The organism is Ruegeria sp. AN6, from assembly GCF_056540425.1.
Genome location: NZ_JBQFWR010000013.1, coordinates 11,593 through 34,565 on the forward strand (window position 1 = coordinate 11,593; position 22,973 = coordinate 34,565).

24 protein-coding genes are annotated in these 22,973 nt (G+C 56.7%); 12 read left to right on the forward strand and 12 right to left on the reverse strand.

What is annotated here, in order from left to right; genetic code table 11:
- The first annotated feature begins 15 nt into the window (after positions 1-15).
- Positions 16-870, forward strand: coding sequence for a 3-mercaptopyruvate sulfurtransferase (gene sseA / locus ACR0MQ_RS17680; protein ID WP_170775803.1), 855 nt, complete (start codon positions 16-18; stop codon positions 868-870).
- On the forward strand, positions 870-2,054 hold the full coding sequence (locus tag ACR0MQ_RS17685; protein ID WP_170775805.1) for an amino acid aminotransferase: 1,185 nt from the start codon (positions 870-872) through the stop codon (positions 2,052-2,054). The genes sseA and ACR0MQ_RS17685 overlap by 1 nt, the downstream gene beginning before the upstream one ends.
- A gap of 68 nt (positions 2,055-2,122) precedes the next feature.
- On the opposite strand, the gene ACR0MQ_RS17690 is transcribed toward ACR0MQ_RS17685, so the two are convergent.
- Positions 2,123-3,445 carry an ammonium transporter gene (locus tag ACR0MQ_RS17690; protein ID WP_170546835.1) on the reverse strand — a complete coding sequence of 441 codons (1,323 nt, stop codon included), beginning with the start codon at positions 3,443-3,445 and terminating at the stop codon, positions 2,123-2,125.
- 33 nt (positions 3,446-3,478) lie between these two features.
- Positions 3,479-3,817, reverse strand: a complete 339-nt coding sequence (locus tag ACR0MQ_RS17695; RefSeq protein ID WP_010438740.1) for a P-II family nitrogen regulator — start codon at positions 3,815-3,817, stop codon at positions 3,479-3,481.
- Positions 3,818-4,074: 257 nt separating this feature from the next.
- Here ACR0MQ_RS17695 and ACR0MQ_RS17700 point away from each other — a divergent pair, with 257 nt between their 5' ends.
- Positions 4,075-6,261, forward strand: coding sequence for a PBP1A family penicillin-binding protein (locus ACR0MQ_RS17700; RefSeq protein ID WP_170473442.1), 2,187 nt, complete (start codon positions 4,075-4,077; stop codon positions 6,259-6,261).
- A gap of 56 nt (positions 6,262-6,317) precedes the next feature.
- Here ACR0MQ_RS17700 and leuB read toward each other — a convergent pair whose 3' ends face one another.
- A complete protein-coding gene (leuB, locus tag ACR0MQ_RS17705; RefSeq protein WP_480609862.1) occupies positions 6,318-7,421 on the reverse strand; it encodes a 3-isopropylmalate dehydrogenase in 1,104 nt (367 codons plus the stop codon).
- Positions 7,422-7,512: 91 nt separating this feature from the next.
- Here leuB and ACR0MQ_RS17710 point away from each other — a divergent pair, with 91 nt between their 5' ends.
- On the forward strand, positions 7,513-8,040 hold the full coding sequence (locus ACR0MQ_RS17710) for a redoxin domain-containing protein (RefSeq protein ID WP_480609865.1): 528 nt from the start codon (positions 7,513-7,515) through the stop codon (positions 8,038-8,040).
- Between the two features lie 6 nt (positions 8,041-8,046).
- Here ACR0MQ_RS17710 and ACR0MQ_RS17715 read toward each other — a convergent pair whose 3' ends face one another.
- Positions 8,047-8,940: a LysR family transcriptional regulator gene (locus ACR0MQ_RS17715; RefSeq protein WP_480609869.1), complete on the reverse strand. Its 894-nt coding sequence runs from the start codon at positions 8,938-8,940 to the stop codon at positions 8,047-8,049.
- A gap of 83 nt (positions 8,941-9,023) precedes the next feature.
- Between ACR0MQ_RS17715 and ACR0MQ_RS17720 the strand changes: the two genes are divergently transcribed.
- Complete coding sequence (locus ACR0MQ_RS17720; protein WP_480609873.1) at positions 9,024-9,929, forward strand: Rossmann-fold NAD(P)-binding domain-containing protein; 906 nt, start codon at positions 9,024-9,026, stop codon at positions 9,927-9,929.
- Positions 9,930-9,939: 10 nt separating this feature from the next.
- On the opposite strand, the gene ACR0MQ_RS17725 is transcribed toward ACR0MQ_RS17720, so the two are convergent.
- The 6 genes from ACR0MQ_RS17725 to ACR0MQ_RS17750 all read right to left on the reverse strand — a co-directional run bounded on the left by ACR0MQ_RS17725 (position 9,940) and on the right by ACR0MQ_RS17750 (position 14,903).
- A complete protein-coding gene (locus ACR0MQ_RS17725; RefSeq protein WP_480609875.1) occupies positions 9,940-10,962 on the reverse strand; it encodes an endonuclease/exonuclease/phosphatase family protein in 1,023 nt (340 codons plus the stop codon).
- The gene (locus ACR0MQ_RS17730) at positions 10,959-11,789 is read right to left on the reverse strand and encodes a hypothetical protein (RefSeq protein ID WP_170546816.1); all 831 of its coding nucleotides are present in this window, start codon (positions 11,787-11,789) and stop codon (positions 10,959-10,961) included. Before ACR0MQ_RS17730 ends, ACR0MQ_RS17725 begins: the two co-directional genes overlap by 4 nt.
- A 330-nt stretch (positions 11,790-12,119) precedes the next feature.
- Positions 12,120-12,725 carry a 3-isopropylmalate dehydratase small subunit gene (leuD, locus tag ACR0MQ_RS17735; protein WP_010438759.1) on the reverse strand — a complete coding sequence of 202 codons (606 nt, stop codon included), beginning with the start codon at positions 12,723-12,725 and terminating at the stop codon, positions 12,120-12,122.
- A 42-nt stretch (positions 12,726-12,767) separates the two neighbouring features.
- Positions 12,768-13,322: an HdeD family acid-resistance protein gene (locus ACR0MQ_RS17740; protein WP_480609880.1), complete on the reverse strand. Its 555-nt coding sequence runs from the start codon at positions 13,320-13,322 to the stop codon at positions 12,768-12,770.
- A 38-nt stretch (positions 13,323-13,360) separates the two neighbouring features.
- Entirely contained in the window at positions 13,361-14,764 is a 1,404-nt protein-coding gene (leuC, locus tag ACR0MQ_RS17745; RefSeq protein WP_170775821.1) for a 3-isopropylmalate dehydratase large subunit, read from the reverse strand.
- 43 nt (positions 14,765-14,807) lie between these two features.
- Positions 14,808-14,903, reverse strand: coding sequence for an isopropylmalate isomerase (locus ACR0MQ_RS17750; protein ID WP_224857982.1), 96 nt, complete (start codon positions 14,901-14,903; stop codon positions 14,808-14,810).
- Positions 14,904-15,006: 103 nt separating this feature from the next.
- Here ACR0MQ_RS17750 and ACR0MQ_RS17755 point away from each other — a divergent pair, with 103 nt between their 5' ends.
- The 4 genes from ACR0MQ_RS17755 to ACR0MQ_RS17770 all read left to right on the forward strand — a co-directional run bounded on the left by ACR0MQ_RS17755 (position 15,007) and on the right by ACR0MQ_RS17770 (position 17,886).
- Positions 15,007-16,359 carry a mechanosensitive ion channel family protein gene (locus tag ACR0MQ_RS17755; RefSeq protein ID WP_480609883.1) on the forward strand — a complete coding sequence of 451 codons (1,353 nt, stop codon included), beginning with the start codon at positions 15,007-15,009 and terminating at the stop codon, positions 16,357-16,359.
- Positions 16,360-16,524: 165 nt separating this feature from the next.
- On the forward strand, positions 16,525-16,884 hold the full coding sequence (rsfS, locus tag ACR0MQ_RS17760; RefSeq protein WP_039541351.1) for a ribosome silencing factor: 360 nt from the start codon (positions 16,525-16,527) through the stop codon (positions 16,882-16,884).
- Positions 16,885-16,928: 44 nt separating this feature from the next.
- A complete protein-coding gene (rlmH, locus tag ACR0MQ_RS17765; protein ID WP_170775825.1) occupies positions 16,929-17,399 on the forward strand; it encodes a 23S rRNA (pseudouridine(1915)-N(3))-methyltransferase RlmH in 471 nt (156 codons plus the stop codon).
- A gap of 1 nt (position 17,400) precedes the next feature.
- Positions 17,401-17,886 (forward strand): NAD(P)H-dependent oxidoreductase, encoded by a 486-nt coding sequence (locus tag ACR0MQ_RS17770; RefSeq protein WP_170775828.1) that lies wholly within the window; start codon positions 17,401-17,403, stop codon positions 17,884-17,886.
- A 3-nt stretch (positions 17,887-17,889) separates the two neighbouring features.
- On the opposite strand, the gene ACR0MQ_RS17775 is transcribed toward ACR0MQ_RS17770, so the two are convergent.
- Both ACR0MQ_RS17775 and ACR0MQ_RS17780 read right to left on the reverse strand, forming a co-directional pair.
- Positions 17,890-18,237: a hypothetical protein gene (locus ACR0MQ_RS17775; protein WP_170775829.1), complete on the reverse strand. Its 348-nt coding sequence runs from the start codon at positions 18,235-18,237 to the stop codon at positions 17,890-17,892.
- A gap of 35 nt (positions 18,238-18,272) precedes the next feature.
- Complete coding sequence (locus ACR0MQ_RS17780) at positions 18,273-18,983, reverse strand: DUF599 domain-containing protein (RefSeq protein WP_170775831.1); 711 nt, start codon at positions 18,981-18,983, stop codon at positions 18,273-18,275.
- Positions 18,984-19,063: 80 nt separating this feature from the next.
- Here ACR0MQ_RS17780 and ACR0MQ_RS17785 point away from each other — a divergent pair, with 80 nt between their 5' ends.
- From ACR0MQ_RS17785 to glcF, 3 genes are read left to right on the forward strand one after another with little or no spacing between them, the layout of a single operon-like run.
- Complete coding sequence (locus tag ACR0MQ_RS17785) at positions 19,064-20,503, forward strand: FAD-linked oxidase C-terminal domain-containing protein (protein ID WP_480609887.1); 1,440 nt, start codon at positions 19,064-19,066, stop codon at positions 20,501-20,503.
- Positions 20,504-20,548: 45 nt separating this feature from the next.
- Positions 20,549-21,643, forward strand: coding sequence for an FAD-binding protein (locus ACR0MQ_RS17790; RefSeq protein WP_480609889.1), 1,095 nt, complete (start codon positions 20,549-20,551; stop codon positions 21,641-21,643).
- A 3-nt stretch (positions 21,644-21,646) separates the two neighbouring features.
- Positions 21,647-22,960 carry a glycolate oxidase subunit GlcF gene (glcF, locus tag ACR0MQ_RS17795; RefSeq protein ID WP_480609892.1) on the forward strand — a complete coding sequence of 438 codons (1,314 nt, stop codon included), beginning with the start codon at positions 21,647-21,649 and terminating at the stop codon, positions 22,958-22,960.
- Positions 22,961-22,973 lie beyond the last annotated feature (13 nt).

A 22,973-nucleotide genomic window follows, 5' to 3' on the forward strand; every position in this document is an offset into this window, starting at 1 on the left:
TTAGGGGAGGCTTTGATGCAGGACGATCCAAAAACCCTCGTTTCTACCGAGTGGCTTGCCGCTCATATCAAGGATCCGGATCTACGGATACTGGATGGGTCGTGGTACCTGCCGCAGCAAGCCCGCGACGCCAAGGCAGAGTATGACGCGGGCCACATTCCTGGTGCACGTTTTTTCGATATTGATGAGATTTCCGATCATCGTTCGGATCTGCCGCACATGGCACCTCCGGTCGAGAAATTCATGTCGCGCTTGCGGGCGATGGGAGTGGGTGATGGCCATCAGGTAGTGGTTTATGATGGCGCTGGTCTGATGTCGGCAGCACGGGTCTGGTGGATGTTCCGTCTGATGGGGCAGGAAAACATCGCCGTTCTGGATGGTGGGTTGCCCAAATGGCAGGCCGAAGGTCGAGAGATTGAGGACCTACCTCCTGTCATTCGCGACCGTCACATGACTGTGCGGGTGCAGAACCATCTGGTTCGTGATGTTACGCAGGTTTCTGCGGCTGCCAAACTGCATGATCACGAGATCATCGATGCCCGTTCGGCATCGCGTTTCGCTGGTGCCGAGGCTGAGCCACGCGAAGGATTGCGTTCGGGCCATATCCCCGGTTCTCGCAATGTGCCATTTGGAATGTTGCTGAACAAAAACGGCACGATGAAGTCACCCGAAGACTGTCGTGCAATATTCGAAGCTGCAGGTGTGGACCTGTCGAAACCCGCGATCACGTCCTGTGGGTCGGGCGTGACCGCAGCGATCCTCAGCCTTGCGCTCGAGCGCATGGGCAAGAAAGACCACTCGCTTTATGACGGCTCCTGGGCTGAATGGGGTGCCTTCCCGACCCTGCCCGTCGCAACCGGAGAGAACTGATGTTCGAGAACCTCAAACCGCAACCCGCCGACAAGATTCTGGCGCTGATGCAGATGTACCGCGAAGACCCACGTGATCAAAAGATCGATCTGGGTGTCGGTGTGTACAAGAACGCCGAAGGTGTCACACCGGTGATGCGTGCAGTGAAGGCTGCCGAAAAGCGAATTCTCGAAGAGCAAGAAAGCAAGGCCTATACCGGGTTGGCGGGCGATCCGGCTTATGCAGACGCGATGATCGGGCTGATCCTTGGGGACACCGTGCCACGTGGCAATATTGCTGCCGTGGCGACCCCCGGCGGAACCGGGGCTTGTCGTCAGGCGTTTGAACTGATCCGCATGGCTAATCCGTCGGCCCGTGTCTTCCTGTCGAACCCCACATGGCCGAACCATCCGTCGATCCTGCGTTATCTGGGGATTGAAACCGCCGAATACCGCTATTTTGACAGCGAAACCCGTGGTGTTGATTTCGATGGCATGATCGAAGATCTGAAAACGGCAAATGCGGGCGACGTCATTCTGCTACACGGCTGCTGCCACAACCCAACGGGTGCCAACCTGAACATGGTGCAGTGGCAGGAAGTCGTGAACCTGATCAACGAACGCGGTCTCGTGGCGATGATCGACATCGCCTATCAAGGCTTTGGCGATGGTCTTGAGGAAGATGCGCAGGCGACGCGTCTGGTGGCTTCTTCCGTGAAACGCTGCCTCATCGCGGCGTCCTGCTCGAAGAACTTTGGCGTCTATCGCGAACGTACCGGTCTGCTGATGGCTATCAGTGATGATCCGGCTCAGACGGCGTTGAACCAATCCTCGTTGGCGTTTCTGAATCGCCAAAACTACTCTTTCCCACCCGATCATGGCGCGCGCGTTGTAACTACGATCCTGAATGATGAAGCTCTACGTGCCGATTGGGCAGCCGAGCTGGAAGAAGTTCGCTTGTCGATGCTGGGCTTGCGTCAACAACTGGCAGACGAGTTGCAGCGCCTCAGCGGATCGGATCGGTTCGGGTTTATCGCGCAACACCGAGGAATGTTTTCGCGGCTGGGCGCTGCCCCTGAGCTGGTCGAGAAGCTGCGCGCGGATCATGGTATCTATATGGTTGGTGATAGCCGACTGAATATCGCGGGATTGAATGCGACGACCGTGCCGATTCTGGCTCAGGCGATTATTGATGTTGGTGTCTGAACAACATCGCAAAATTGAGAAAACCCGGGCGCGAACGCCCGGGTTTTTTGTTTGTGTGGGGTTGGCTATTAACCTTTGGAGAACTCCGGATAGGCCTCCATACCAAGCTCAGCCATGTCGAGACCGTTGATCTCATCTTCTTCGCTGACGCGGATACCGACAGTGGCTTTCAGTAAGGTCCACAGGATCAGAGCGGCGACAAAGGTGAATACACCGTAGGCGATGATACCAATCAGCTGCGTGATCAGGCTGGCCTCGCCATAGAAGATCACGGCGATCGTGCCCCAGATGCCGGCGAACAGGTGAACCGGGATAGCGCCCACAACATCGTCGATCTTGAACTTGTCTAGCATCGGAACCGCGAAGACCACGATGATGCCACCTACGGCACCGATCCATAGGGCGCCGAACAGGGTTGGGGCCAGGGGTTCAGCGGTGATCGAAACCAGACCGGCCAGCGCGCCGTTTAGCACCATGGTAAGGTCAGGCTTTTTGTACAGCAGCTGCGTCAGGATCAAGGCAGCAACCGCGCCGGATGCAGCAGCCATGTTGGTGTTGGCAAAGATGCGCGATACGTCCGAGACATCTCCTACGGTGCCCATGGCCAGCTGCGAGCCACCGTTGAAGCCGAACCAACCCAGCCACAGGATGAAGGTACCCAAGGTAGCAAGCGCCAGGTTCGAACCGGGCATCGGGTGCACTTTGCCGTCCTTGTACTTGCCAATACGCGGCCCAAGGATGAGGGCACCTGCCAGAGCTGCCCAGCCACCGACCGAGTGCACGATGGTCGAACCCGCGAAGTCCGAGAAACCAGCTTCGGACAACCAGCCACCGCCCCACTGCCACGAGCCCGATATCGGGTACATGATGCCGGTCAGAACAACAACGAAGGCAAGGAAAGGCCAAAGCTTGATCCGTTCAGCGACTGCTCCGGACACGATCGAGGCGGTTGCGGCGACAAAGACCAGTTGGAAGAAGAAATCCGAACCGATTGAGGCGTAGTCAAGTGCTGCTGCATCTGCGCCAACGCCCACTGGATCAAGCACGGTTGTCGAGAAGAACGGACCCAGCCAGCCTGAAATGGTCCAGCCATCACCGGGGTACATCAGGTTGAAACCGATCAGCCAGTACATGATTGCAGCAATGGAAAACAGGGCGATGTTCTTGGTCATCTGCATAGCAACGTTCTTGGACCGCACCAGCCCACCTTCGAGCATGGCAAAGCCTGCGGCCATAAAGAACACCAGAAAGCCGCCCATCAGGAACAGCAGCGTGGTGAAGATGTATTGGGTGTGTTGCGCGGGCTCGCCGGTAGCGGCCTCTTGCGCAAGACCCATCTGCGGCAACGCGACAATCGCGGCGGCAGGGATGAGAGATTTCATCAGGTTCATTGTCAGTCCTCGAATGATTGTGAGTGAGCGCGCTTAAAGCGCCTCTTCGTTGGTTTCCCCGGTCCGCACGCGCAGGGCTTGCTCGACATCGAGGACGAAAATCTTGCCATCGCCGATCTTGCCGGTCTTGGCGGTGGTGGTGATGGTTTCAATGATCTGGTCGGCCATCGTGGCGGGCACCACGATCTCAAGCTTGATCTTGGGTACGAAATTCACGGCGTATTCTGCGCCGCGATAAATCTCGGTGTGACCCGATTGCGAGCCGAACCCTTTGATCTCAGTTACCATCATGCCGCGCACGCCTGCATTGGTCAGCGCCTCGCGCACCTCCTCAAGCTTGAACGGTTTGATTGTCGCAATGATCAGTTTCACGTCTTTCCCCTCTATTACCCCGGGTGGCCGGGTATTTTGCACCTGCAGAAAAATGCGCATTCGAGGCTCTGAAGGAACGCTCTCACAGGGGAAATGAGGGGGAATAATCAGCAAATTTGCACATTTTTTGCACGAATAGCGTTATATGATGAAAAAATGGGCAAACAAGTGAGGGGAAATACCAGAATTTCACACCTCTACATGGCCGCTCCGGCGGGGTATGGTGCCCCAAAAGTATAACCGGGCAGAGTTTGAGCATGACTGAGTCCAACCGCCGAAAACCGCGACTGGTCGCAGATAAAAGGTACCCGTCCAAAGGTCGAAAACCTGCGGCGACCAAGCGGGCTGCAAAACCTGCTGGTAAGAAGTCGGCTGCCCGAAAAACCGCTCCGCGCAAGACAGCGCGGAAGAAAACGCGACGCAGTTCTGGAGGGAAGGGCGGTGGCATTTTCCGCCGCCTGTTCCGTTGGCTCTGGCGTCTGTTCTGGGGCGTCACATGGCGGATTGGTGCGGTGGCTGGCTTGCTGTTGGCGTTGGCCGTCGGTGTCGTTTACACATCGCTACCGGATGTGGATGCCTTGTTAGATGGGCGGGCGAAGGGCTCGGTGACGTTGCTGGATCGTGATGGCAAGGTCTTTGCCTGGCGCGGCGATCAGTTTGGCGGCGTGATTACGGCAGATACAGTTTCGCCGCATCTCAAGAATGCCGTGATCGCGACCGAGGATAAGCGGTTCTACCGCCATTTCGGCGTCAGCCCGCGCGGTGTCGCGAGCGCGGTGCGGATCAACCTGAGCGAAGGGCGCGGGCCGTTGTCGGGCCATGGCGGCTCGACCATTACACAACAGACAGCAAAGCTGCTGTGTCTTGGTGTGCCTTATGATCCCAGCGCGTGGGAATCAGAGGCCGCATACGAAGCCGATTGCCGTCAGGGTTCGCTTTGGCGCAAAGCGAAAGAGGCGGTTTACGCCATTGCGATGGAGGTCAAATACTCCAAGGATGAAATTCTGACGATCTATCTGAACCGCGCCTTCCTTGGTGCAGGTGCACGTGGGTTCGAAGCCGCCAGCCAGCGCTATTTCGGCATTTCGGCAGCCGAAGTATCTCCGGCGGAGGCCGCAATGTTGGCGGGGCTTCTGGTGGCACCTTCTCGCTATGCGCCCACGAATAACCTGCAACGATCGCAGGACCGGGCACGGTTGGTGGTTGGGCTAATGGAGGCTCAAGGCTATCTGAGCAGTGCGCAGGCAAGCGAAGCACGCAGTCGCCCGGCGCAGTTGTCTGAAGCCGCCGCCGCCCGAGCAGGTGGTTATTTTGCGGATTGGGTCATGGCCAGTGGGCCTGAGTTTTTCACACGTAACACAACCGAGGACGTGGTGATCCGGACCACGCTGGATCAGCGCATTCAAACCTCGGCGGAAGAGGCACTGAAGTTCATCTTCCAAGAAAAAGTGCGCGAAGGGTCCAAGGCACAGGCCGCCATAGTAGTGATGTCTGCCGATGGTGCGGTCCGAGGTATGGTCGGTGGACGCAAGACCCGAGTATCGGGCGCGTTCAACCGAGCCACGCAGGCTCTGCGTCAGACGGGGTCGTCTTTCAAACCATTTGTCTATGCGACAGCGTTGGAGCTGGGGTACTCACCGTTGGATACGGTTATGGACGAACCGACCTGCTGGGATATCGCAGGGTCGGGCCAGTGGTGCCCGAAGAACTACACCCACAAGTTCTATGGTCGGGTGACTCTAGCGGATGCGCTGAAGAACTCATTGAACATCCCGGCGGTCAAGGTGGCAGATATTTCTGGGCTTGATAATGTCCGCACCGTTGCCAGCGGTTTCGGGCTTTCAAGTGATCTGGCCGAAGGGCTCGCGCTGGCGCTGGGCGCATCGGAAAGCACGCTGATCGAGATGACAGGCGCTTATGCCGGTATCCTGAACGGCGGCTCAGCGGTCGAACCCTATGGTCTGACCGAGCTGAAGCTGCTGGGTGAGTCCGATCCCGTCATGGTCACGACAACCGGCATCGGTGAACGCGTCATCAACGACAAAGCTGCCAAGCAACTGACTTGGATGATGGAGCGCGTGGTCTCGGAAGGCACTGGTGGGCGCGCAAAACTGCCGGGCTGGCAGGTGGCGGGCAAAACCGGAACGACTCAGGCCGCGCGGGATGCGTGGTTCATCGGGTTCACAGCCGATTACGTGACGGGCGTTTGGATGGGATACGACGACAATACACCGTTGTCGGGCGTGACGGGCGGAGGTCTGCCGGCAGAGATCTGGAAAGAGACGATGCTGCGCGTCACGGAAGGAATGACGCCAACGCCATTGCCGATGCTGGCGCCGGACCCACCAGTCAAGACCGCTCAGCCGCAGCAACAGCGCCGCAAGAAACAGACCGGCTTGGATAAGGCGATCAACAATCTGCTGAACAACATTTTCGGAAACTGACATACAAAAAAGGCGGTGCGCTGGGCACCGCCTTCGATGTCTGAATGATCGTAAGATCAGACGCTTTCGTCGAGTGCCGCCAAAATTGCATCACCCATTTCGCTGGTCGATACCGGCTGAACACCTTCTTCTGCCAGCAGATCTGCCGTGCGAACGCCATCGGCCAGAACCTTTTCAATCGCGGCTTCCAGGCGACCTGCTTCGTCGCCCTGATCGAAGCTGTAGCGCAGCGCCATGGCAAAGCTGAGGATACACGCGATCGGATTGGCTTTGCCCTGACCCGTGATATCTGGGGCGGATCCATGTACCGGTTCGTACATCGCCTTGGGGCGACCATTGGCCATCGGTGCGCCAAGTGAGGCGGACGGCAGCATGCCCAAAGACCCGGTCAGCATCGCGGCGCAATCGGACAGCACATCGCCGAACAGATTGTCGGTGACGATCACGTCAAACTGCTTGGGCGCGCGCACCAGCTGCATCGCACCGTTGTCGGCATACATATGCGACAGCTCGACCTCGGGGTATTCTTGGGCCACGCGGGTTACGACTTCGCGCCAAAGGATGCCCGACTCCATTACATTGGCTTTTTCCATCGAGCACAGTTTCTTGTTCCGGCGCATCGCCAGCTCAAAAGCCGAACGCGCGGCGCGTTCGATCTCGGACTCGGTGTAGCGCTGGGTGTTGATGCCAACGCGTTCATTGCCTTCCTCGAAAATGCCGCGCGGCTCGCCGAAATAGACGCCCGAGGTCAGCTCGCGCACGATCATGATGTCGAGGCCAGCGACCACATCCTTTTTCAGCGACGAGAAATCCGCCAGCGCGTCGAAGCACTGAGCGGGACGCAGGTTGGAGTACAGGTCCATTTCCTTGCGCAAACGCAACAGGCCACGTTCGGGCTTCAGGCTGAAGTCCAGATCGTCATACTTAGGGCCACCAACAGCACCCAGCAGAACGGCATCGACCTCTTGCGCCTTGGCCATGGTCTCATCCGACAGGGGCTTCCCGTGTGCGTCATAGGCAGCGCCGCCAACCAGATCCTCGCTCACGTCAAATTGAAGACCGCGATTGGCGCCGAACCAATCGATGATTTTGCGCACTTCGGCCATAACTTCCGGGCCAATTCCGTCTCCGGGCAGGATGAGGAGCGAGGGGTTGGACATCGACAGTCTCCTTGCGTTTTGTCGCACAGGCCCTAGCGTTTGCGGCGCATCGGGTCAATGAGACGAACCCGTCAAATCACGAGGAAACCACATGCTGACACCCGGAAATCCGGCCCCATCGCTAAAAATCGAAACTGTAGGCCATGGCACCTTTGATCTTGAGCGTGACACGGGCGAAAACGGAACGCTGGTGATTCAGTATCGCGGCCTGCATTGCCCGATCTGCATTCGCCAGATGGGTGAGGTCGAAGCTGCGCTGGGTGATTTCGCCGAACTGGGGGTCGAAGTGATCATGATCACCACGGATTCCGGCGAACGAGCGGCGGAAACGGTGGAGAAAGCCGGGGTCTCGAAGCTGCGTGTTGGGTACGGCCTGTCCATGGCCGATGCGCGGGATGTCTGGGGCCTGAATATCTCCGTGGCTCGTGAAGGTAGTGCCGAGCCAGCGTTATTCGCCGAACCGGGGCATTTCTATATCAAGCCCGATCAGACCCTCTATTACGTTTGGCAACAGACAACGCCTTTTGCGCGGCCGCCAATGTCCGACATCGTCGGTGGTTTGAAATTCACGCTGGCCAATAACTATCCCGCGCGCGGCACCTATACCGGCGCGCTGTAGGCGGCATTACAGCCGGGCTTTCAACCCTTCGGACAGCAAATCCCAGACCCTGCGAATGCGCGGGGTCTGTCGCATCGCCTGAGGGGCGGCCAGCCAGACTGGCAGCACTGGTATCTCTACATCAATGTCCAACACCTCGACCTCTGGATCAGCCTGCACAATGCTGAGCTGGCTGAACCCGATCCCACATCCTGCGCGGATCAGTTCCCAATATGTCGTCTGGTTATCGCAGCGCGTGGCAAAGCTGTCCCGGCTGGCGGGCCAGCCCTTGTTCCGCATGGCGGTGATGATGTCTTCGTTGGTGTCAAACCCCACAAGGTCGTGCTGCATCAACTCTGTCGGTGTTGCTGGCCGTCCTGCGCGGTCCAGATAGGACCGTGAGGCGCAGAAACATAACGGCACCTCGCCGATATGTTTTGCCACGATGTCGACTTGCTCGGGTCGGTACATGCGTACTGCGATGTCGGCCTCGCGGAACAATAGATTTTCGCTGGCATCCGAGGCGACCAGGTCTAGCTGAATAGCCGGTTCAGCCTGACGAATAGCGGCGATTATCGGGGGCAGTAAATGGTGCGAGACAAAGACTGAGGCGGTGATCCTGACCGAGCCCTCCAGCTGCTGTGCCTGCCCGGCTGCCGTCAAACCAAGCGCATTGACCGCGCTGTACATCTGCTGTGCCATCGGCAGCACCTGCTGCCCCACCTCGCTGAGCGTCAACCCACGCGCGTGGCGGTCAAACAGCGACACGCCCAGTTCTTCTTCCAGCGCATGCACCTGACGCCCCAGCGTTGGCTGGCTGCGCCCAAGTTGCTTCGCGGCCGCGGATAATGAGCCCGTTTCCGCAACAGCGAGAAAACTTTGGATCAAGGACCAGTCAGAAAGTTGAAGAGAATTTGCCATTCAAAAACGAATACATAATCTGCGGTTTTTGGCAATTTCCAAATACTGATGAATGAATAGATTGGTGTTGAATGGAGGGACCGATGTCACAAACAGCACTTATTCTCGGGGCCAGTGGCCGCTTTGGTCGCAATGCTGCACAGGCTTTTTCCAACGCGGGTTGGGGCGTGCGCCGGTTTGATCGACGCAGCGACAATCTACACTCGGCGGCACGCGGGGCAGACGTTATCGTGAACGCATGGAACCCGCTGTATCCCGATTGGGTGAAGCAAATCCCTGAATTGCATCGACAGGTCATAGATGTGGCATCTGAACATGATTTGACAGTGATTGTGCCCGGCAACGTTTATGTCTTCGGCGCGGATACGCCTGGACCTTGGTTCAGTGAAACACCCCATCTTGCACGCAATCCGCTGGGGCGCATCCGCATCGAAATGGAAGAGGCATATCGCGCTTCATCCGTACGGACAATTATATTGCGCGCAGGAGATTTCATCGACACCACGGCCTCGGGCAACTGGTTCGATCAGATCATGATCAAACACTTGCAGCGCGGTCGCTTTGTGTACCCGGGCAATCCCGACATCCAGCATTCTTGGGCCTACTTGCCCGATCTGACCCGATCCGCCGTGGCCCTGGCAGACATACGCGGCGAGCTGCCGCGATTCTGCGATGTTCCCTTTGCGGGTTACACTCTGACCGGCAATGAAATGGCACATCTGTTGTCACAGATGACTGGGCAAGACATTGCGCTTAAGCAGATGGCATGGTGGCCGTTGAAGCTGGCCCGCCCCTTCTGGCGTCTAGCCCCACATCTGCTTGAAATGCGCTACCTATGGGATACACCGCATCGTCTGGATGGAAGTTTCTTTAATGAATTGCTGCCGGGATTTTCGCTGACTGAACCGAACGAGGCGATTAGAAATGCGATCCCAAAACCTAAAGTCTTTGATGCGGCGCAACGAACCGGTGCAGCTTTGCGATCATGACCGCAGGCGCCTATTGGTTGATGAGATCGACCCAGACAAGCCGGTGACGGCTTGCTGCTTCAGCCGAAGCTCGGGCTTCGGTCTCAGGCCAGTAAATACCTGCATCGTGCACGTGCCAATCGGATGAGGGCAATACGTAATCCACTCTCATTTCGCCTACCCCTTTCCACTGAACTGTTGCGGCCGATCCGGCAGGGTCCAATGGCACAGGGTCTTGGATCAGAGGGTCGGCAAGAAGATCGTTGATTGCAGCCTTGTGCCCTTCGCCGTTGTGCGGGTCCAGATTGGCATCGCCTGCGATGACGAACCGATCTGAAGGAGTAGGCCCCAATTTACCGTCCAGCAGTAGCGACCAGAATCGAATTTCATCCCGGTTGCGTAACCCGTTGCGATCTTCGGGACCATCAAAGACAGGGGGGCTGGCGTGAAACGTCATCAAATTGATACGACCAACAGGGGTGTCGATCGGGACGACCCAATGTGATGTGGATGACAGCCTCTGAATCGCTTGTGCCTGAGGTGAGGGAAATGGATTTCCGTTTATTTTTGGTAGCCGGGCACTGGGAAGTTCGTTCCATAGCAACTCGGTATAGGACTGGACCTCTCTGGCTGCGATGGGATAGCGGGATAAGACTGCCAGGCCGCTTTGGCCCGTAAAGCGCCCCCATCCCTGTGCGTCGCCCGGACCACCAGTTTCGCCGTCCCCATCTAAATCTTCAACGGTTTCGAGCCCCGAATTGGGTTGCTCGAAATAGCTGTAGGGATAATTCAAGCCATGGCCTTCCAGTGCATCAACCAGAGCGTCGAGCGCAAGCCCGTCCAGATCCCAATCGAGCCCTTGCAGTGCAACGATGTCTGGGCGGGTTGTTACCAACACCTCAATAACCGCCGTAACCTGTGGATCTTCCCGCCGGATGTCGCGCAGTAACAGGCCAGGTCCCTTGCGACTAAGTTCAGTATTGTAACTTGCGATGCGCAACGTCTCTGCATGTGCCGCAAACGGCAGCAGCAACAGAACCAGTAGGCGGATCATGCGATTTGAGTAGACTCGGAAGTTGAGTATGCGCGGCGTTTTTCAACGATCAGGCCGGCAATGCGCAGGGTCGCCATGCCTCGCATGATCATGCTGGCCGGTAGGAAGGCCCATGCGCAAAGGGTCCAGATCAACGTCTGCGGATTGCCGAGCGCTATCGGAGTGATGAATGCAGCCATCAGCTTGATCAGGGCAGGGATCAGGAAGGGCAGCAACGCCCCAATTGCGATGTTCAGCCGCCCATCGCGCTGCAATCGGGCAACAACATCTCCACCCTTGGTCGGGTCAAACAAAGGCAGATTGGTCCAAACGTTGAACGCGCCATTTCCTGTTGGCCATCCTCTGAGTTTTACGGCGTAGGCAAAGCTCGCGATGGTGACCAAAGCCGCGACATAGGCGATGCTGGCTGATATACTGACAAGCTCAATAAGTGGTGCGCTGGCATTTCCGGGAAGCACAAGAACCACGAGCCGAACAGGCGAATAGGGAAAGTCCACCACATTCGCGACCATCAAGCCAATAGAATAGAATACGCCCGTAAGATCCGTGGGGGCATACGCATTCTTACAGATCAGCGTTAAAAAGGTGACCATCGACATCAGGCCAACAAAACGCAACCTGTTTACCGGCGGGGCGTCACGGAATTCGATAAAGCTGGGGAAGGCTGAATTATATTCAGAGAATGTTAGAATAAACGCAAGGATCGCCAGAAAGACGATAATCTCAGTCCCGTTAGACGTCGATGTGGGCAGGTATAACGCGGGGGTTAGCACCATCAGTGCCACCAATAATCCACGTATCGCCGCGCCCGTCGTGCGTGCAATCACAATCCGAACCCTTTCCAAACCGGAGCTGTCGATTCTAAGTCGACTTGTCGTCCAACTTGCGCGCGCCACTCGTTCACTGGCGGCTACCTGTTAGGTGCCACCTTGGCTGATAAGCGGTAATTCGCTCAAGTCAGAGAGCAGAAAACACTGAGTTTCGGGCAAAATGATGGCGCAACTGGTGCGGGATTGCATCAATTTTGACGCAAATCCGACGTGTATCTCAAAATGATACCTAGATGTAGTGGATTGGGGCGATTTAACCCCAAGAATGCGAACGGGGCCGCGCTTGCGACCCCGTTAGGTTGAGTATCAACAGATTCGTCCCCAGAATCATACCCAGGGACGGGCTTGGCTTGCGTGATCCTCGAACTTGTCGATGTGATGGTCTTTTTCCATCGTCAGACCAATATCGTCCAGACCGTTCAGCAGGCAGTGTTTGCGGTGTGGGTCGATGTCGAATTCGATGACCACGCCATCTGATGTGGTGATCTGCTGATCTTCCAGATGCACGGTCATACGAGCATTCTCGCCCTTATGCGCGTCATCCATCAGAATCGCGTGATGTTCCTCTTCCACCACGATGGGCAGGATGCCGTTCTTGAAGCAGTTGTTGAAGAAGATGTCGGCGAAACTGGTCGAGATCACGACCTTGATGCCGAAATCCTTGATCGCCCAAGGGGCGTGTTCACGGGATGAGCCGCAGCCGAAATTGTCGCCCGCCACCAGAATCTCGGTTTGGCGATAGGCGGGTTTGTTCAGCACGAACTCTTCGTTCTCGCCGCCGTGGTCGTGATAACGCATCTCGTCAAACAGCACGACGCCAAGGCCGGACCGCTTGATGGTTTTTAGGTGCACTTTGGGAATGATCATATCGGTGTCGATATTGATCAACGGCATTGGGGCGGCTACCCCGTGGACTTTTTCGAACTTTTCCATTTCTACACTCCTGCGGGAGAGGGCCGCGCCCATGCCCCGCGTTTAAGCTTCTTTCGCTTCCGTTGTTTCGTCCTTGGGTGCGTTCTTGACGAAGAACGCCATGAAGACCAATCCGAACCCGTTGAACAGCATCTCAATGCCCAGGAAGATCCCCAGTATGCTCAGCAATGCCTGCGGTTCCTGCCCCACATAGCTCCAGATGATGCCTGCAAGGATGACCGACAAGATGCCTGAGATCATAGTGGGCCAGAAAAACTGGGTTCCCTTCATTTGGAACGATAGGATGATCCGCGCGATGCCGCCTGCCATGAACAGGATCAGCACCACAGTCGCGAGCGTCAGCGTGCCCTGCAGCGGGTGATCCAGAAAGGACCAGCCCAGGAAAAGCATGACCGCACCCATGATGAGTGACAGGATTTTGTTGCCAGTGCCTTCAACCGTGAAGCCGCCAACGATCTGCAATCCGCCCGCGATCAGCAGCAACACACCGGTTACTACTGTTACGGCAACGGACGCCACGACCGGCGCGCCCAATACGAACACACCGAATGCTATGGACAAAAGTCCCAGCAGTAGCCATTTGACCCAATCACTCATGTTAGTCTCTCCATCAAATATCTAGATATGAGAGAATCTTACATCATTTCACGGACGTCTGTCAGCCGTCCAGTGATTGCCGCTGCGGCAGCCATTGCCGGGCTCAGCAGATGGGTGCGTCCACCACGGCCCTGACGGCCTTCAAAGTTACGGTTCGAGGTCGCTGCACAACGCTCACCCGGCTGCAGCTGGTCGGGATTCATCGCCAGACACATTGAGCATCCCGCCAGACGCCATTCGAACCCGGCATCTTTGAAGATTTCGGCCAAACCTTCTTCTTCGGCCTGTGCACGCACCAAACCCGAGCCTGGTACGACCATGGCGCGCATGCCGTCCTTGATCTTCTTGCCTTTGAGGATCTCCGCCGCAGCACGCAGGTCTTCGATCCGACCGTTGGTGCATGAGCCGATGAAAACAGTGTCGATTTCAACGTCGCTCAGCTTTTGTCCGGCTTCCAGACCCATGTACTCGATCGAACGGCGGGCCGCGTCGACCTTGCCGCCCTCGAAATCTTCGGGATGCGGTACGGATGCGGTGATCGGCAGCACATCCTCGGGGCTGGTGCCCCAAGTGACGACTGGTGCGATATCTTCACCACGCAGCGTGATGACTTTGTCGAAATGCGCGCCCTCGTCGGTATAAAGCGTTTTCCACCAGTCCATCGCGGCTTCCCACTGTGCACCTTTGGGGGCATGCGGGCGGCCTTTGACATATTCAAAGGTGGTTTCATCCGGTGCGATCAGGCCAGCGCGCGCGCCGCCTTCGATCGCCATGTTGCAGACGGTCATGCGCCCTTCCATCGACAGATCGCGGATCGCCTCGCCACAGTATTCGATGACGTAGCCAGTGCCGCCAGCGGTACCAGTCTCACCAATCACGGCCAGGGTGATGTCTTTGGCGGTCACGCCTGGCTGTAGTTTGCCGGTGATTTCCACCTTCATATTCTTGGATTTCTTCTGGATCAGTGTCTGCGTGGCCAGAACGTGTTCAACCTCAGACGTACCGATACCGTGGGCCAGAGCGCCGAATGCGCCATGAGTCGCCGTGTGACTGTCGCCGCAGACAACGGTCATACCGGGTAGGGTCCAACCCTGTTCCGGGCCAACGATGTGCACGATGCCCTGACGAACATCATTCACCGGGTAGTAGTGAATACCAAAATCCTTGGCGTTCTTGTCCAGTGCCTCGACCTGAATGCGTGATTCCGGGTTTTCGATCCCGTTCACGCGGTCCGGAGTGGTCGGAACGTTGTGGTCCGGCACGGCGATGGTTTTTTCCGGGGCGCGCACTTTGCGGCCCGCCATGCGCAGACCTTCGAACGCCTGTGGGCTGGTCACTTCGTGAACCAGATGGCGGTCGATATACAGCAGGCAGGTGCCATCATCGGCTTCATGCGCGACATGGGCATCCCAGATCTTGTCATAGAGTGTTTTGGGGGACATCGGTCCTCTCCCGTATGTAATGAGAAATAGCTGGCGAGGTGGCTTAGGCGACGGGTAGGCGTGCCAGAACCGTGCGGGCGGCACCAAAGAACCGTTCACGCAGGCGCGCGCGGTCTTCCAGATTCTGTTCTTGGGCCACATTGAGTCTCATGCGCTCCAGATATAACGGGGTTTGCCGTCAATCAAGGTTCAATCCGGGTAGGGGCTTGCATCCCCTCAAATGGATGGCCAAGCTGACAGGCATGAACCAGGATCTGTTACCAGAAACGCTGTCCGAGCTTTACGGCAATATGACGGCGGCCTTTTCAGAACAGATTGAAAATTTGATCGAGCTGATGGTCACGCCCGGTTGGCGGCAGTATCAATTGGTTATCATCCTGTTCCTATGGGCGTTGGCGTTTCTTCTGAAACTTCTAACGCAAAAAAGATGGGATATATGGGCGCGCTCGCGTACCGGCTGGCCGAAATGGCGGCTGCGCATTCTGATCCAACTGATGCGGCGTTTGACGCTGGTCTATTTCGTGCTGCTGACTTGGGGGCTCTACTGGGTCATGCAGCAAACAACGTGGCCTTCGCGTAGCTATATCATAGGTGTATTTGCGACCCTGGCAGCGGCTTGGTTGGCCATTGCGTTGGTATCGCGCTTGGTGCGCAACCGGACACTGCGGCAGATATTCAAATGGTCCATGTGGGTCTATGCAACGCTAATTGCGCTGAATCTGACGGATGATGTCGCCGGTTTTCTGGACGGTGTGGCGCTCTCGATAGGTGATCTCCATATCTCGGCGCTGGGGATCATCAAAGCCGTCCTGCTGATCGGCATTCTACTAACGCTCGCAAGGATCGGGACCCGCGCGGCTGAACGTGGGCTTAAGAGTAATGATGACATCACGCCATCGATGCAGGTGTTACTCGCCAAGGGAATTCAGGTGCTGCTCTATGGTGCGGTGTTCATGGCTGCGATCCGCACGCTTGGCTTTGATCTGACCGGGATTGCGCTGTTGTCCGGCGCGATTGGTGTAGGGATCGGGTTCGGGCTGCAAAAAGTGGTCTCGAACCTGATTTCGGGCATCATCATTCTAATGGACCGATCGATCAAGCCGGGCGATGTGATCTCGCTGGGCGATACGTTCGGTTGGATCAATGCGCTGGGCGCGCGTTATGTCTCGGTTGTCACGCGCGATGGGCGGGAATACCTGATCCCAAACGAGGATTTGATCACCAATCAGGTGGTGAATTGGTCGCATTCGGACAAGTTTGTTCGGCTGGATCTGGAATTCGGAACCAGCTATGGCGACGACCCTCACAAAGTGAGGGCAACGGCGATACGAGCCGTCAAATCGGTTGGTCGAGTGCTAAGTGGAGGATCCCATGAACCCGTCTGCCACATCACCGGTTTTGGCGACAGCAGCGTGGATTACGTGCTGCGGTTCTGGATTAGTGATCCGACCAAAGGGCTGACGAACATCCGGGGCAATGTTTATCTGGCGTTGTGGGACGCATTCCAGGCTGAAGGCATCTCGCTACCCTTCCCACAACGTGAAGTTCGTCTGCTGCCGGACGACGCAGAGGCGCAACAACTCGCCAAAGAGTGAGCCGATGTCACTGCGTGAAGCAGCCCGTTCATTGAAATGTTGCAATCCCCTTGTTACCTTATTAGTACCCCAGCGCCGGGGATTTGGCGGCGCGTTGCAAAGGAGGACTATGTCCTGTCTCTACATACACAGGCGGGTTTGCCCGCCGATGATGGGGCCAAAGTAATGGCCCACTCTCAGTCAATCAGCGATAAGCTGCTTGAACGTATCCTTTCCTCACTTTCCGATGACAAGGCCGAAGACGTCGTGCAGATCAACCTGCAAGGTAAGTCTTCTGTCGCGGATCACATGGTGATTGCCTCGGGTCGGTCGACCCGTCAGGTCTCGGCCATGGCGGAAAAGCTGACGGATCGCATCAAGCAGGAATTCGGTTTCACCTCGAAGGTCGAAGGCAAGGATGCCGGCGACTGGGTGCTGATCGATACGGGCGACGTGGTCGTTCATATCTTCCGCCCCGAAGTGCGTGAATTCTATCAGCTGGAAAAGATGTGGCTGCCTCAGGGCGGCAGCGCCTCGGCGAATTGAGGCGCCATCCCGGCCCGCATTGCGGGGCCGGAGGCGAGAGAGACATGCGTATCAGCATCGTTGCGGTCGGGCGAATGCGCGCCGGACCGGAGAAATCCCTGCTTGATGACTACCTGACTCGTTTCGACCGAACTGGCCGTGCGCTGGGCCTTGGGCCCGCGAAGGTGATCGAAGTCGAAGACAAGAAAAACGCGGGCATGGGGGCCGAGGCCGCACTGCTACGGAAAGCTCTGCCCAAGGGCGCGGTGATCTGTACGCTGGATGAGCGCGGACGGGTGATGTCCTCACCCGATTTTGCAAAAAAGCTGGGTGGATGGCGCGATGCGGGCCGACAGGATCTGGCGCTGATCATCGGCGGAGCGGACGGAATAGACCCTAATCTGCGGGCCGAGGCCGATTTTTCCCTGTCCTTTGGGTCAATGGTCTGGCCTCATATGCTGGTCCGTGTGATGTTGGCCGAGCAACTGTACCGGGCCGCTACCATCCTGTCGGGCGGTCCTTATCACCGGGTCTGACATGGCGCAGCTTTTGATCGTCTACCATTCGCGCACCGGCGGTGCCCGGCAGATGGCCGAAGCCGCAGCAGATGCAGCGCGGGACGAGGCGAACACTATCCTGAAAACTGCCGATCAGGCCGGGCCAGACGACCTGCTGGCCTCTGATGGATACATCTTCTGCGCGCCCGAGAACCTGGCTGCGATTTCGGGTCTGATGAAAGAGTTTTTCGATCGCTGTTATTATCCGGTGCTGGGGAGGATCGAAGGTCGACCCTATGCGCAGATGGTCTGCGCCGGATCAGATGGTGAAAATGCCGCGCGACAGATGGCACGGATCGCAACGGGGTGGCGGTTGAAAGAGGTGCAACCGCCCCTGATCATCTGCACTCATGCGCAAACGCCCGAGGCGATCCTGGCCGAAAAGATCATTCCCGAAGGACAATTGGAAACGTGCCGAGAGATCGGAGCGGCCTTGGCGGCAGGTCTCAGCCTCGGGGTGTTCTGAAGGTCAGTTCAGATCGACCACTGTCGTGTCTTCGCTCCAACCACCGACATTGTCGCGCACCTGAATTTGAACCTGCGTGGTCCCGTCCGGGATCATCACCCCACCCAAAGACCGGGTAAAGGGTTGCTCGTCAACATGAGGGTGGTGTAGCACGCGCATCCCCAGTTCGTTTCCCTGCATATCCAGAACTCGCCAGCCGTCGGCATAATCATCCCATCCGGTATCGGGATGACGGATCGTGACATCGAATCGCCAGGTATCACCGTTCGAACGGGCCGAGACCTGTTCGATCGTCGGAGAGTCAGCGAAGGCGGGGCTGGCCAGTAAGGCGCTGAGAATCAGATATCGCATAGGGTCAAACTATGCGCTCGGGCGCGGCATTGCGATCACGACTCTGTGTTTGGTGGCGCTGTCATCATGACAGTTCGCGAATGCGAGGCGAACTCGCGACGATATAGGACTCCAAATGTAACGGCTGAGCTCAGTATTAATGCCATTGGTCCCAAAATCCAGGCAATGGATGCCAAAGCAAAGTAGGTTGCCCGCAACGCGCGATTGAAACTGCGCGCCGCCGTGATGCAGATATCGCCTGCCTGAGCGGCACGGGCATAGGCCTGCGGATGATCGGGGTCGTTTGGAACCGCGGCCATCAGGATGGCGCAATATCCAAACAAACGATGCGACCAGACAAATTTCAGAAATGCGTTCGACAGAAAAAGAAGAATAATCAGTATTTTGACTTCCCACACCATTGCGGGTGCACGGCCAATGGCAAGGTCTTCTGCAACTCCGGCCAAGCGCTCGGTATTGCCAAGCAGCGCCAGGCCACCGCCAATTGCAATCATTATTGTTGACGCAAAGAACGTACTGCCCTGACGCATGGCCGAGATCACCTGTGCATCGAACACACGTGGCTGGCGCGTCACCATCTCTCGCATCCAGACCTTGCGGAAATCATCCATCATCAACGACACCGACGGTTTCTGAGAGGATGGATTCTCGATCCTCCATCCAATTCCCAGCCAAGCTGCAAACAGAAGCAGTACGGCAGCGTAGTCTAGCGGAGAGAACAGCAATGTGCGGTCGATCCAGGTCATGCCGCGACACTATTGCTGGATTCAGAAACTTGCCAGTCGTTAAAATTGGTAATATAATTTTACCAAATGGAGGATGAACGATGGAAATGCCGCAGCCAAATCCGGATGTCATGGCGCGTAAGCAAGCTTTGGTTGCGCGGTTGCAGCAGGTCCTGCCGGGGGATTCCGTCATCCACGATGTGGCCGAAACGCGTGCATATGAATGTGATGCGTTGACCGCTTACAAATGTCCGCCCTTGTTGGCGGTACTGCCGTCGACAACACAGCAGGTTTCCGATGTCTTGCGCATTTGCCACGAACTGAGTGTGCCGGTGGTGCCGCGCGGTGCAGGGACCTCGTTGGCAGGCGGTGCTTTGCCGACAGCGGATTGCGTGATCCTAGGCGTTGCTCGGATGAATGAAGTGTTGGAGGTCGACTACGACAATCGGTTTATCAGGGTGCAGACCGGCCGAACCAATTTGAGTGTGACCGGAGCCGTTGAAGAAGAGGATTTTTTCTACGCCCCTGATCCTTCGTCCCAACTTGCCTGCGCCATCGCCGGGAATATCGCGATGAATTCGGGCGGGGCACATTGCCTGAAATATGGCGTGACGACCAACAACCTAATGGGCGTCACCATGGTGATGATGGATGGCAGTGTGGTCGAAATTGGAGGCGCGTATCTGGATGCTGGTGGGTTGGACCTGCTGGGTGTGATTTGCGGATCCGAAGGGCAGCTGGGCGTGGTGACTGAAGCAACGCTGCGGATCTTGCGCAAACCCGAAGGGGCGCGACCTGTTTTGATGGGGTTCGATGACAACGAAGTTGCGGGCCATTGTGTCTCTGACATTATCAAATCGGGCATTCTACCCGTCGCAATCGAGTTTATGGACCGCCTCTGTATCAGAGCCTGCGAGAATTTCGCCCATGCTGGCTATCCCGATTGTGAGGCGTTGCTGATCGTCGAGGTTGAAGGGTCAGAGGCTGAGATCGACAGCCAGCTTTCGAAGATCATCGAGATTGCCAAACACCACAATCCCGTTGAGCTGCGCGAAAGCCAATCCGCTGATGAAAGCGCGCGTATCTGGCTGGGGCGGAAATCGGCATTTGGTGCGATGGGGCAGATCAACGATTATATGTGTCTTGATGGGACGATCCCGGTCTCATCGCTGCCCTTTGTGCTGCGCCGCATCGGAGAGTTGAGCAAGGACTACGGCCTACCTGTTGGCAACGTGTTTCATGCCGGTGACGGGAACATGCACCCATTGATCCTCTTTGACGCCAACAAACCGGGTGATCTTGAGAAATGCGAGGCGTTCGGGGCGGACATCCTGAAGCTTTGCGTCGATGCCGGCGGCTGCCTGACGGGGGAGCATGGGGTTGGCATCGAAAAGCGCGATCTGATGACCCATCAATATGCGGCTCAGGACCTTGAGGCGCAGATGGCTGTGAAAGATGTATTTGATCCTAACTGGCTGCTGAACCCAGCCAAAGTGTTCCCATTGGCGGCGTCAGCGGAGCGTAGGATGGCGGCGGAATAGGGGCTTTGCCCTCACCCTCAAGAAATTTGTGAAAAGATGAACGCAATGAGACCTGAAACCGAGGCTGAACTTGCAGAAACCGTTGCTGGGCTTAACGGACCCGTATGTATTGCGGGCGGTGGTACACGCGGCGTGGTTGGTGCGGAACCGGAGCTGAGTACCGCTGGACTGAGCGGGATTACTCTCTATGAACCCGGAGCGCTGACTCTGGTCGCGCGTGCGGGAACTCCTGTTGCTGAGATTGAGGCGGCTCTGGATGCCGAGGGTCAGCAATTGGCATTCGAGCCAATGGATCACTGCGGTTTGTTGGGCACGACTGGTGAACCGACGATTGGTGGCGTTGTTGCAGCCAACATCTCGGGGTCTCGCAGAATTCAGGCCGGGGCCTGCCGGGATTTCCTGCTGGGCGTCCGTTATGTCGATGGCCTTGGGCAAGTCATCAAAAATGGTGGACGGGTGATGAAAAATGTCACCGGCTACGATTTGGTGAAACTGATGGCCGGGTCATGGGGCACATTGGGAGTTTTGTCAGAAGTCTCGCTGAAGGTTTTGCCCAAGCCAGAGACTCAGGCCACATTGGCTGTCAGTGCCGATGATGTAGGAACCGCAGTTGATCTTATGTCGACTGCCCTGAAATCCCCATACGAAGTGAGCGGCGCGGCGTATGATCCGAAGGATAGACAGGCGTTTTTGAGGATCGAGGGATTTGCCGACTCGGTCGCTTATCGGGCTAGTCGATTGAGCGAAATCCTAGGCAACGAATGCACCGAGTTGGAGGAGTCGCGCAAGCGGTGGGCTGATCTGCGCGATGTGCGTGCGTTCCATGATCTGGAAGGCGATGTCTGGCGCTTGTCGGTGAAACCCGGTGATGCCCTGGTCATCGCGGATCGGATCGAAGCAGGGAGGACCCTGCTTGATTGGGGTGGTGGTTTGATATGGGCGCTGGTGCCAAAGGGCACGGATTTGCGTGCGCGCTTGGGGGCCTTCGAGGGCCATGCGAGCCTTGTACGTGCAGATGCCCATACGATGGACGAATTTGGTCGGTTTCAACCAGAGAACCATCAGGTTAAGGCTCTAACAAGGGCAATTCGGCTGAAATTCGATCCGCGTAGCGTGTTCAATCCGGGTCTTATGGGGTAGACGATGCAGACGACATTTACCGAAAAGCAGCTGCAGGACCCCGCGATTGAGCGGTCCAATGAAATTCTGCGGAACTGCGTTCATTGTGGTTTCTGTACTGCAACGTGCCCCACTTACCAGGTTCTTGGTGATGAGTTGGACAGTCCTCGCGGACGCATCTATCTGATCAAGGATATGTTGGAGAATGAACGTGTCCCGGACGAAAAGACCGTCAAGCATATCGACCGCTGCTTATCTTGCCTCGCCTGTATGACCACTTGTCCCTCGGGTGTGCACTATATGCATCTGGTCGATCACGCGCGGGAATACATCGAAGATAATTACAAACGCCCATTCTCGGATCAGGCACTGCGTTGGATACTGGCCAAAATCTTACCTTATCCTACGCGCTTTCGATGGGCGCTGATTGGTGCAAAGCTGGGCCGCCCGTTCCGGTTTTTGATGCCGGATGCGCGACTGAAAGCGATGCTGGATATGGCGCCCAAGCATATTCCACCGGTTAGTCGCAATGATGATCCCCAGAGTTTTGCACCAAAAGGTTCAAGAACCATGCGTGTGGCGTTGATGACAGGGTGCGCGCAAAAAGCGCTGAATACAGACATCAACGATGCCACGATTCGTCTGCTGACACGCTTGGGATGTGAGGTAGTGGTTGCTGAAGGGGCAGGGTGTTGTGGAGCGTTAACTCATCATATGGGTAAAACGGGCGAAAGCCACGCTTCTGCCGCCACCAACATCCGGGCCTGGACGCGCGAAATGGATGGCGATGGCTTAGATGCGATTGTCACTAATACATCGGGGTGTGGGACTACGGTGAAGGATTATGGCCACATGTTCCGCAACGACCCACTTGCTGCAGATGCCGCGCGGGTGTCGGCGTTGGCGCTGGATATCAGCGAACTGTTGGTTCAGTTGGATTTGCCATTCAGAGACAAAAAAGAACTGGTCGTTGCCTACCATGCAGCATGCTCTTTGCAGCATGGCCAAAAAGTTACTACCCACCCCAAAAGTCTGTTGAAATCTGCTGGATTCACTGTGTTAGAGCCTACTAATAGTCATTTATGCTGCGGCAGCGCCGGAACCTATAACCTTATGCAGCCTGAAATTTCCAGTCAGCTAAAACAGCGCAAGGTGCGCTCGCTTGAGGCCAGAAATCCCGATGTGATCGCAGCAGGAAACATAGGGTGCATGATGCAGATCGGGTCCGGAACCGACACGCCCGTTATCCATACCGTCGAACTGCTGGATTGGGCCACAGGTGGGCCCAAACCGCGCGCGCTGCACGGTGATACCAGCGGCATACCGCAATTACGTTAGCCAATTGCTGCAA

Coding starts and splice junctions, on each gene's coding strand:
- ACR0MQ_RS17790 (WP_480609889.1), top strand. CDS start 20,549: ATGAGACCTGAAACCGAGGCTGAACTTGCAGAAACCGTTGCTGGGCTT.
- ACR0MQ_RS17710 (WP_480609865.1), top strand. CDS start 7,513: ATGCTGACACCCGGAAATCCGGCCCCATCGCTAAAAATCGAAACTGTA.
- glcF (WP_480609892.1), top strand. CDS start 21,647: ATGCAGACGACATTTACCGAAAAGCAGCTGCAGGACCCCGCGATTGAG.
- ACR0MQ_RS17755 (WP_480609883.1), top strand. CDS start 15,007: ATGAACCAGGATCTGTTACCAGAAACGCTGTCCGAGCTTTACGGCAAT.
- ACR0MQ_RS17715 (WP_480609869.1), bottom strand. CDS start 8,940: ATGGCAAATTCTCTTCAACTTTCTGACTGGTCCTTGATCCAAAGTTTT.
- sseA (WP_170775803.1), top strand. CDS start 16: ATGCAGGACGATCCAAAAACCCTCGTTTCTACCGAGTGGCTTGCCGCT.
- ACR0MQ_RS17775 (WP_170775829.1), bottom strand. CDS start 18,237: ATGCGATATCTGATTCTCAGCGCCTTACTGGCCAGCCCCGCCTTCGCT.
- ACR0MQ_RS17725 (WP_480609875.1), bottom strand. CDS start 10,962: ATGATCCGCCTACTGGTTCTGTTGCTGCTGCCGTTTGCGGCACATGCA.
- ACR0MQ_RS17700 (WP_170473442.1), top strand. CDS start 4,075: ATGACTGAGTCCAACCGCCGAAAACCGCGACTGGTCGCAGATAAAAGG.
- ACR0MQ_RS17685 (WP_170775805.1), top strand. CDS start 870: ATGTTCGAGAACCTCAAACCGCAACCCGCCGACAAGATTCTGGCGCTG.
- rlmH (WP_170775825.1), top strand. CDS start 16,929: ATGCGTATCAGCATCGTTGCGGTCGGGCGAATGCGCGCCGGACCGGAG.
- ACR0MQ_RS17690 (WP_170546835.1), bottom strand. CDS start 3,445: ATGAACCTGATGAAATCTCTCATCCCTGCCGCCGCGATTGTCGCGTTG.
- ACR0MQ_RS17770 (WP_170775828.1), top strand. CDS start 17,401: ATGGCGCAGCTTTTGATCGTCTACCATTCGCGCACCGGCGGTGCCCGG.
- leuD (WP_010438759.1), bottom strand. CDS start 12,725: ATGGAAAAGTTCGAAAAAGTCCACGGGGTAGCCGCCCCAATGCCGTTG.
- ACR0MQ_RS17740 (WP_480609880.1), bottom strand. CDS start 13,322: ATGAGTGATTGGGTCAAATGGCTACTGCTGGGACTTTTGTCCATAGCA.
- ACR0MQ_RS17720 (WP_480609873.1), top strand. CDS start 9,024: ATGTCACAAACAGCACTTATTCTCGGGGCCAGTGGCCGCTTTGGTCGC.
- ACR0MQ_RS17780 (WP_170775831.1), bottom strand. CDS start 18,983: ATGACCTGGATCGACCGCACATTGCTGTTCTCTCCGCTAGACTACGCT.
- leuC (WP_170775821.1), bottom strand. CDS start 14,764: ATGTCCCCCAAAACACTCTATGACAAGATCTGGGATGCCCATGTCGCG.
- ACR0MQ_RS17785 (WP_480609887.1), top strand. CDS start 19,064: ATGGAAATGCCGCAGCCAAATCCGGATGTCATGGCGCGTAAGCAAGCT.
- leuB (WP_480609862.1), bottom strand. CDS start 7,421: ATGTCCAACCCCTCGCTCCTCATCCTGCCCGGAGACGGAATTGGCCCG.
- rsfS (WP_039541351.1), top strand. CDS start 16,525: ATGGCCCACTCTCAGTCAATCAGCGATAAGCTGCTTGAACGTATCCTT.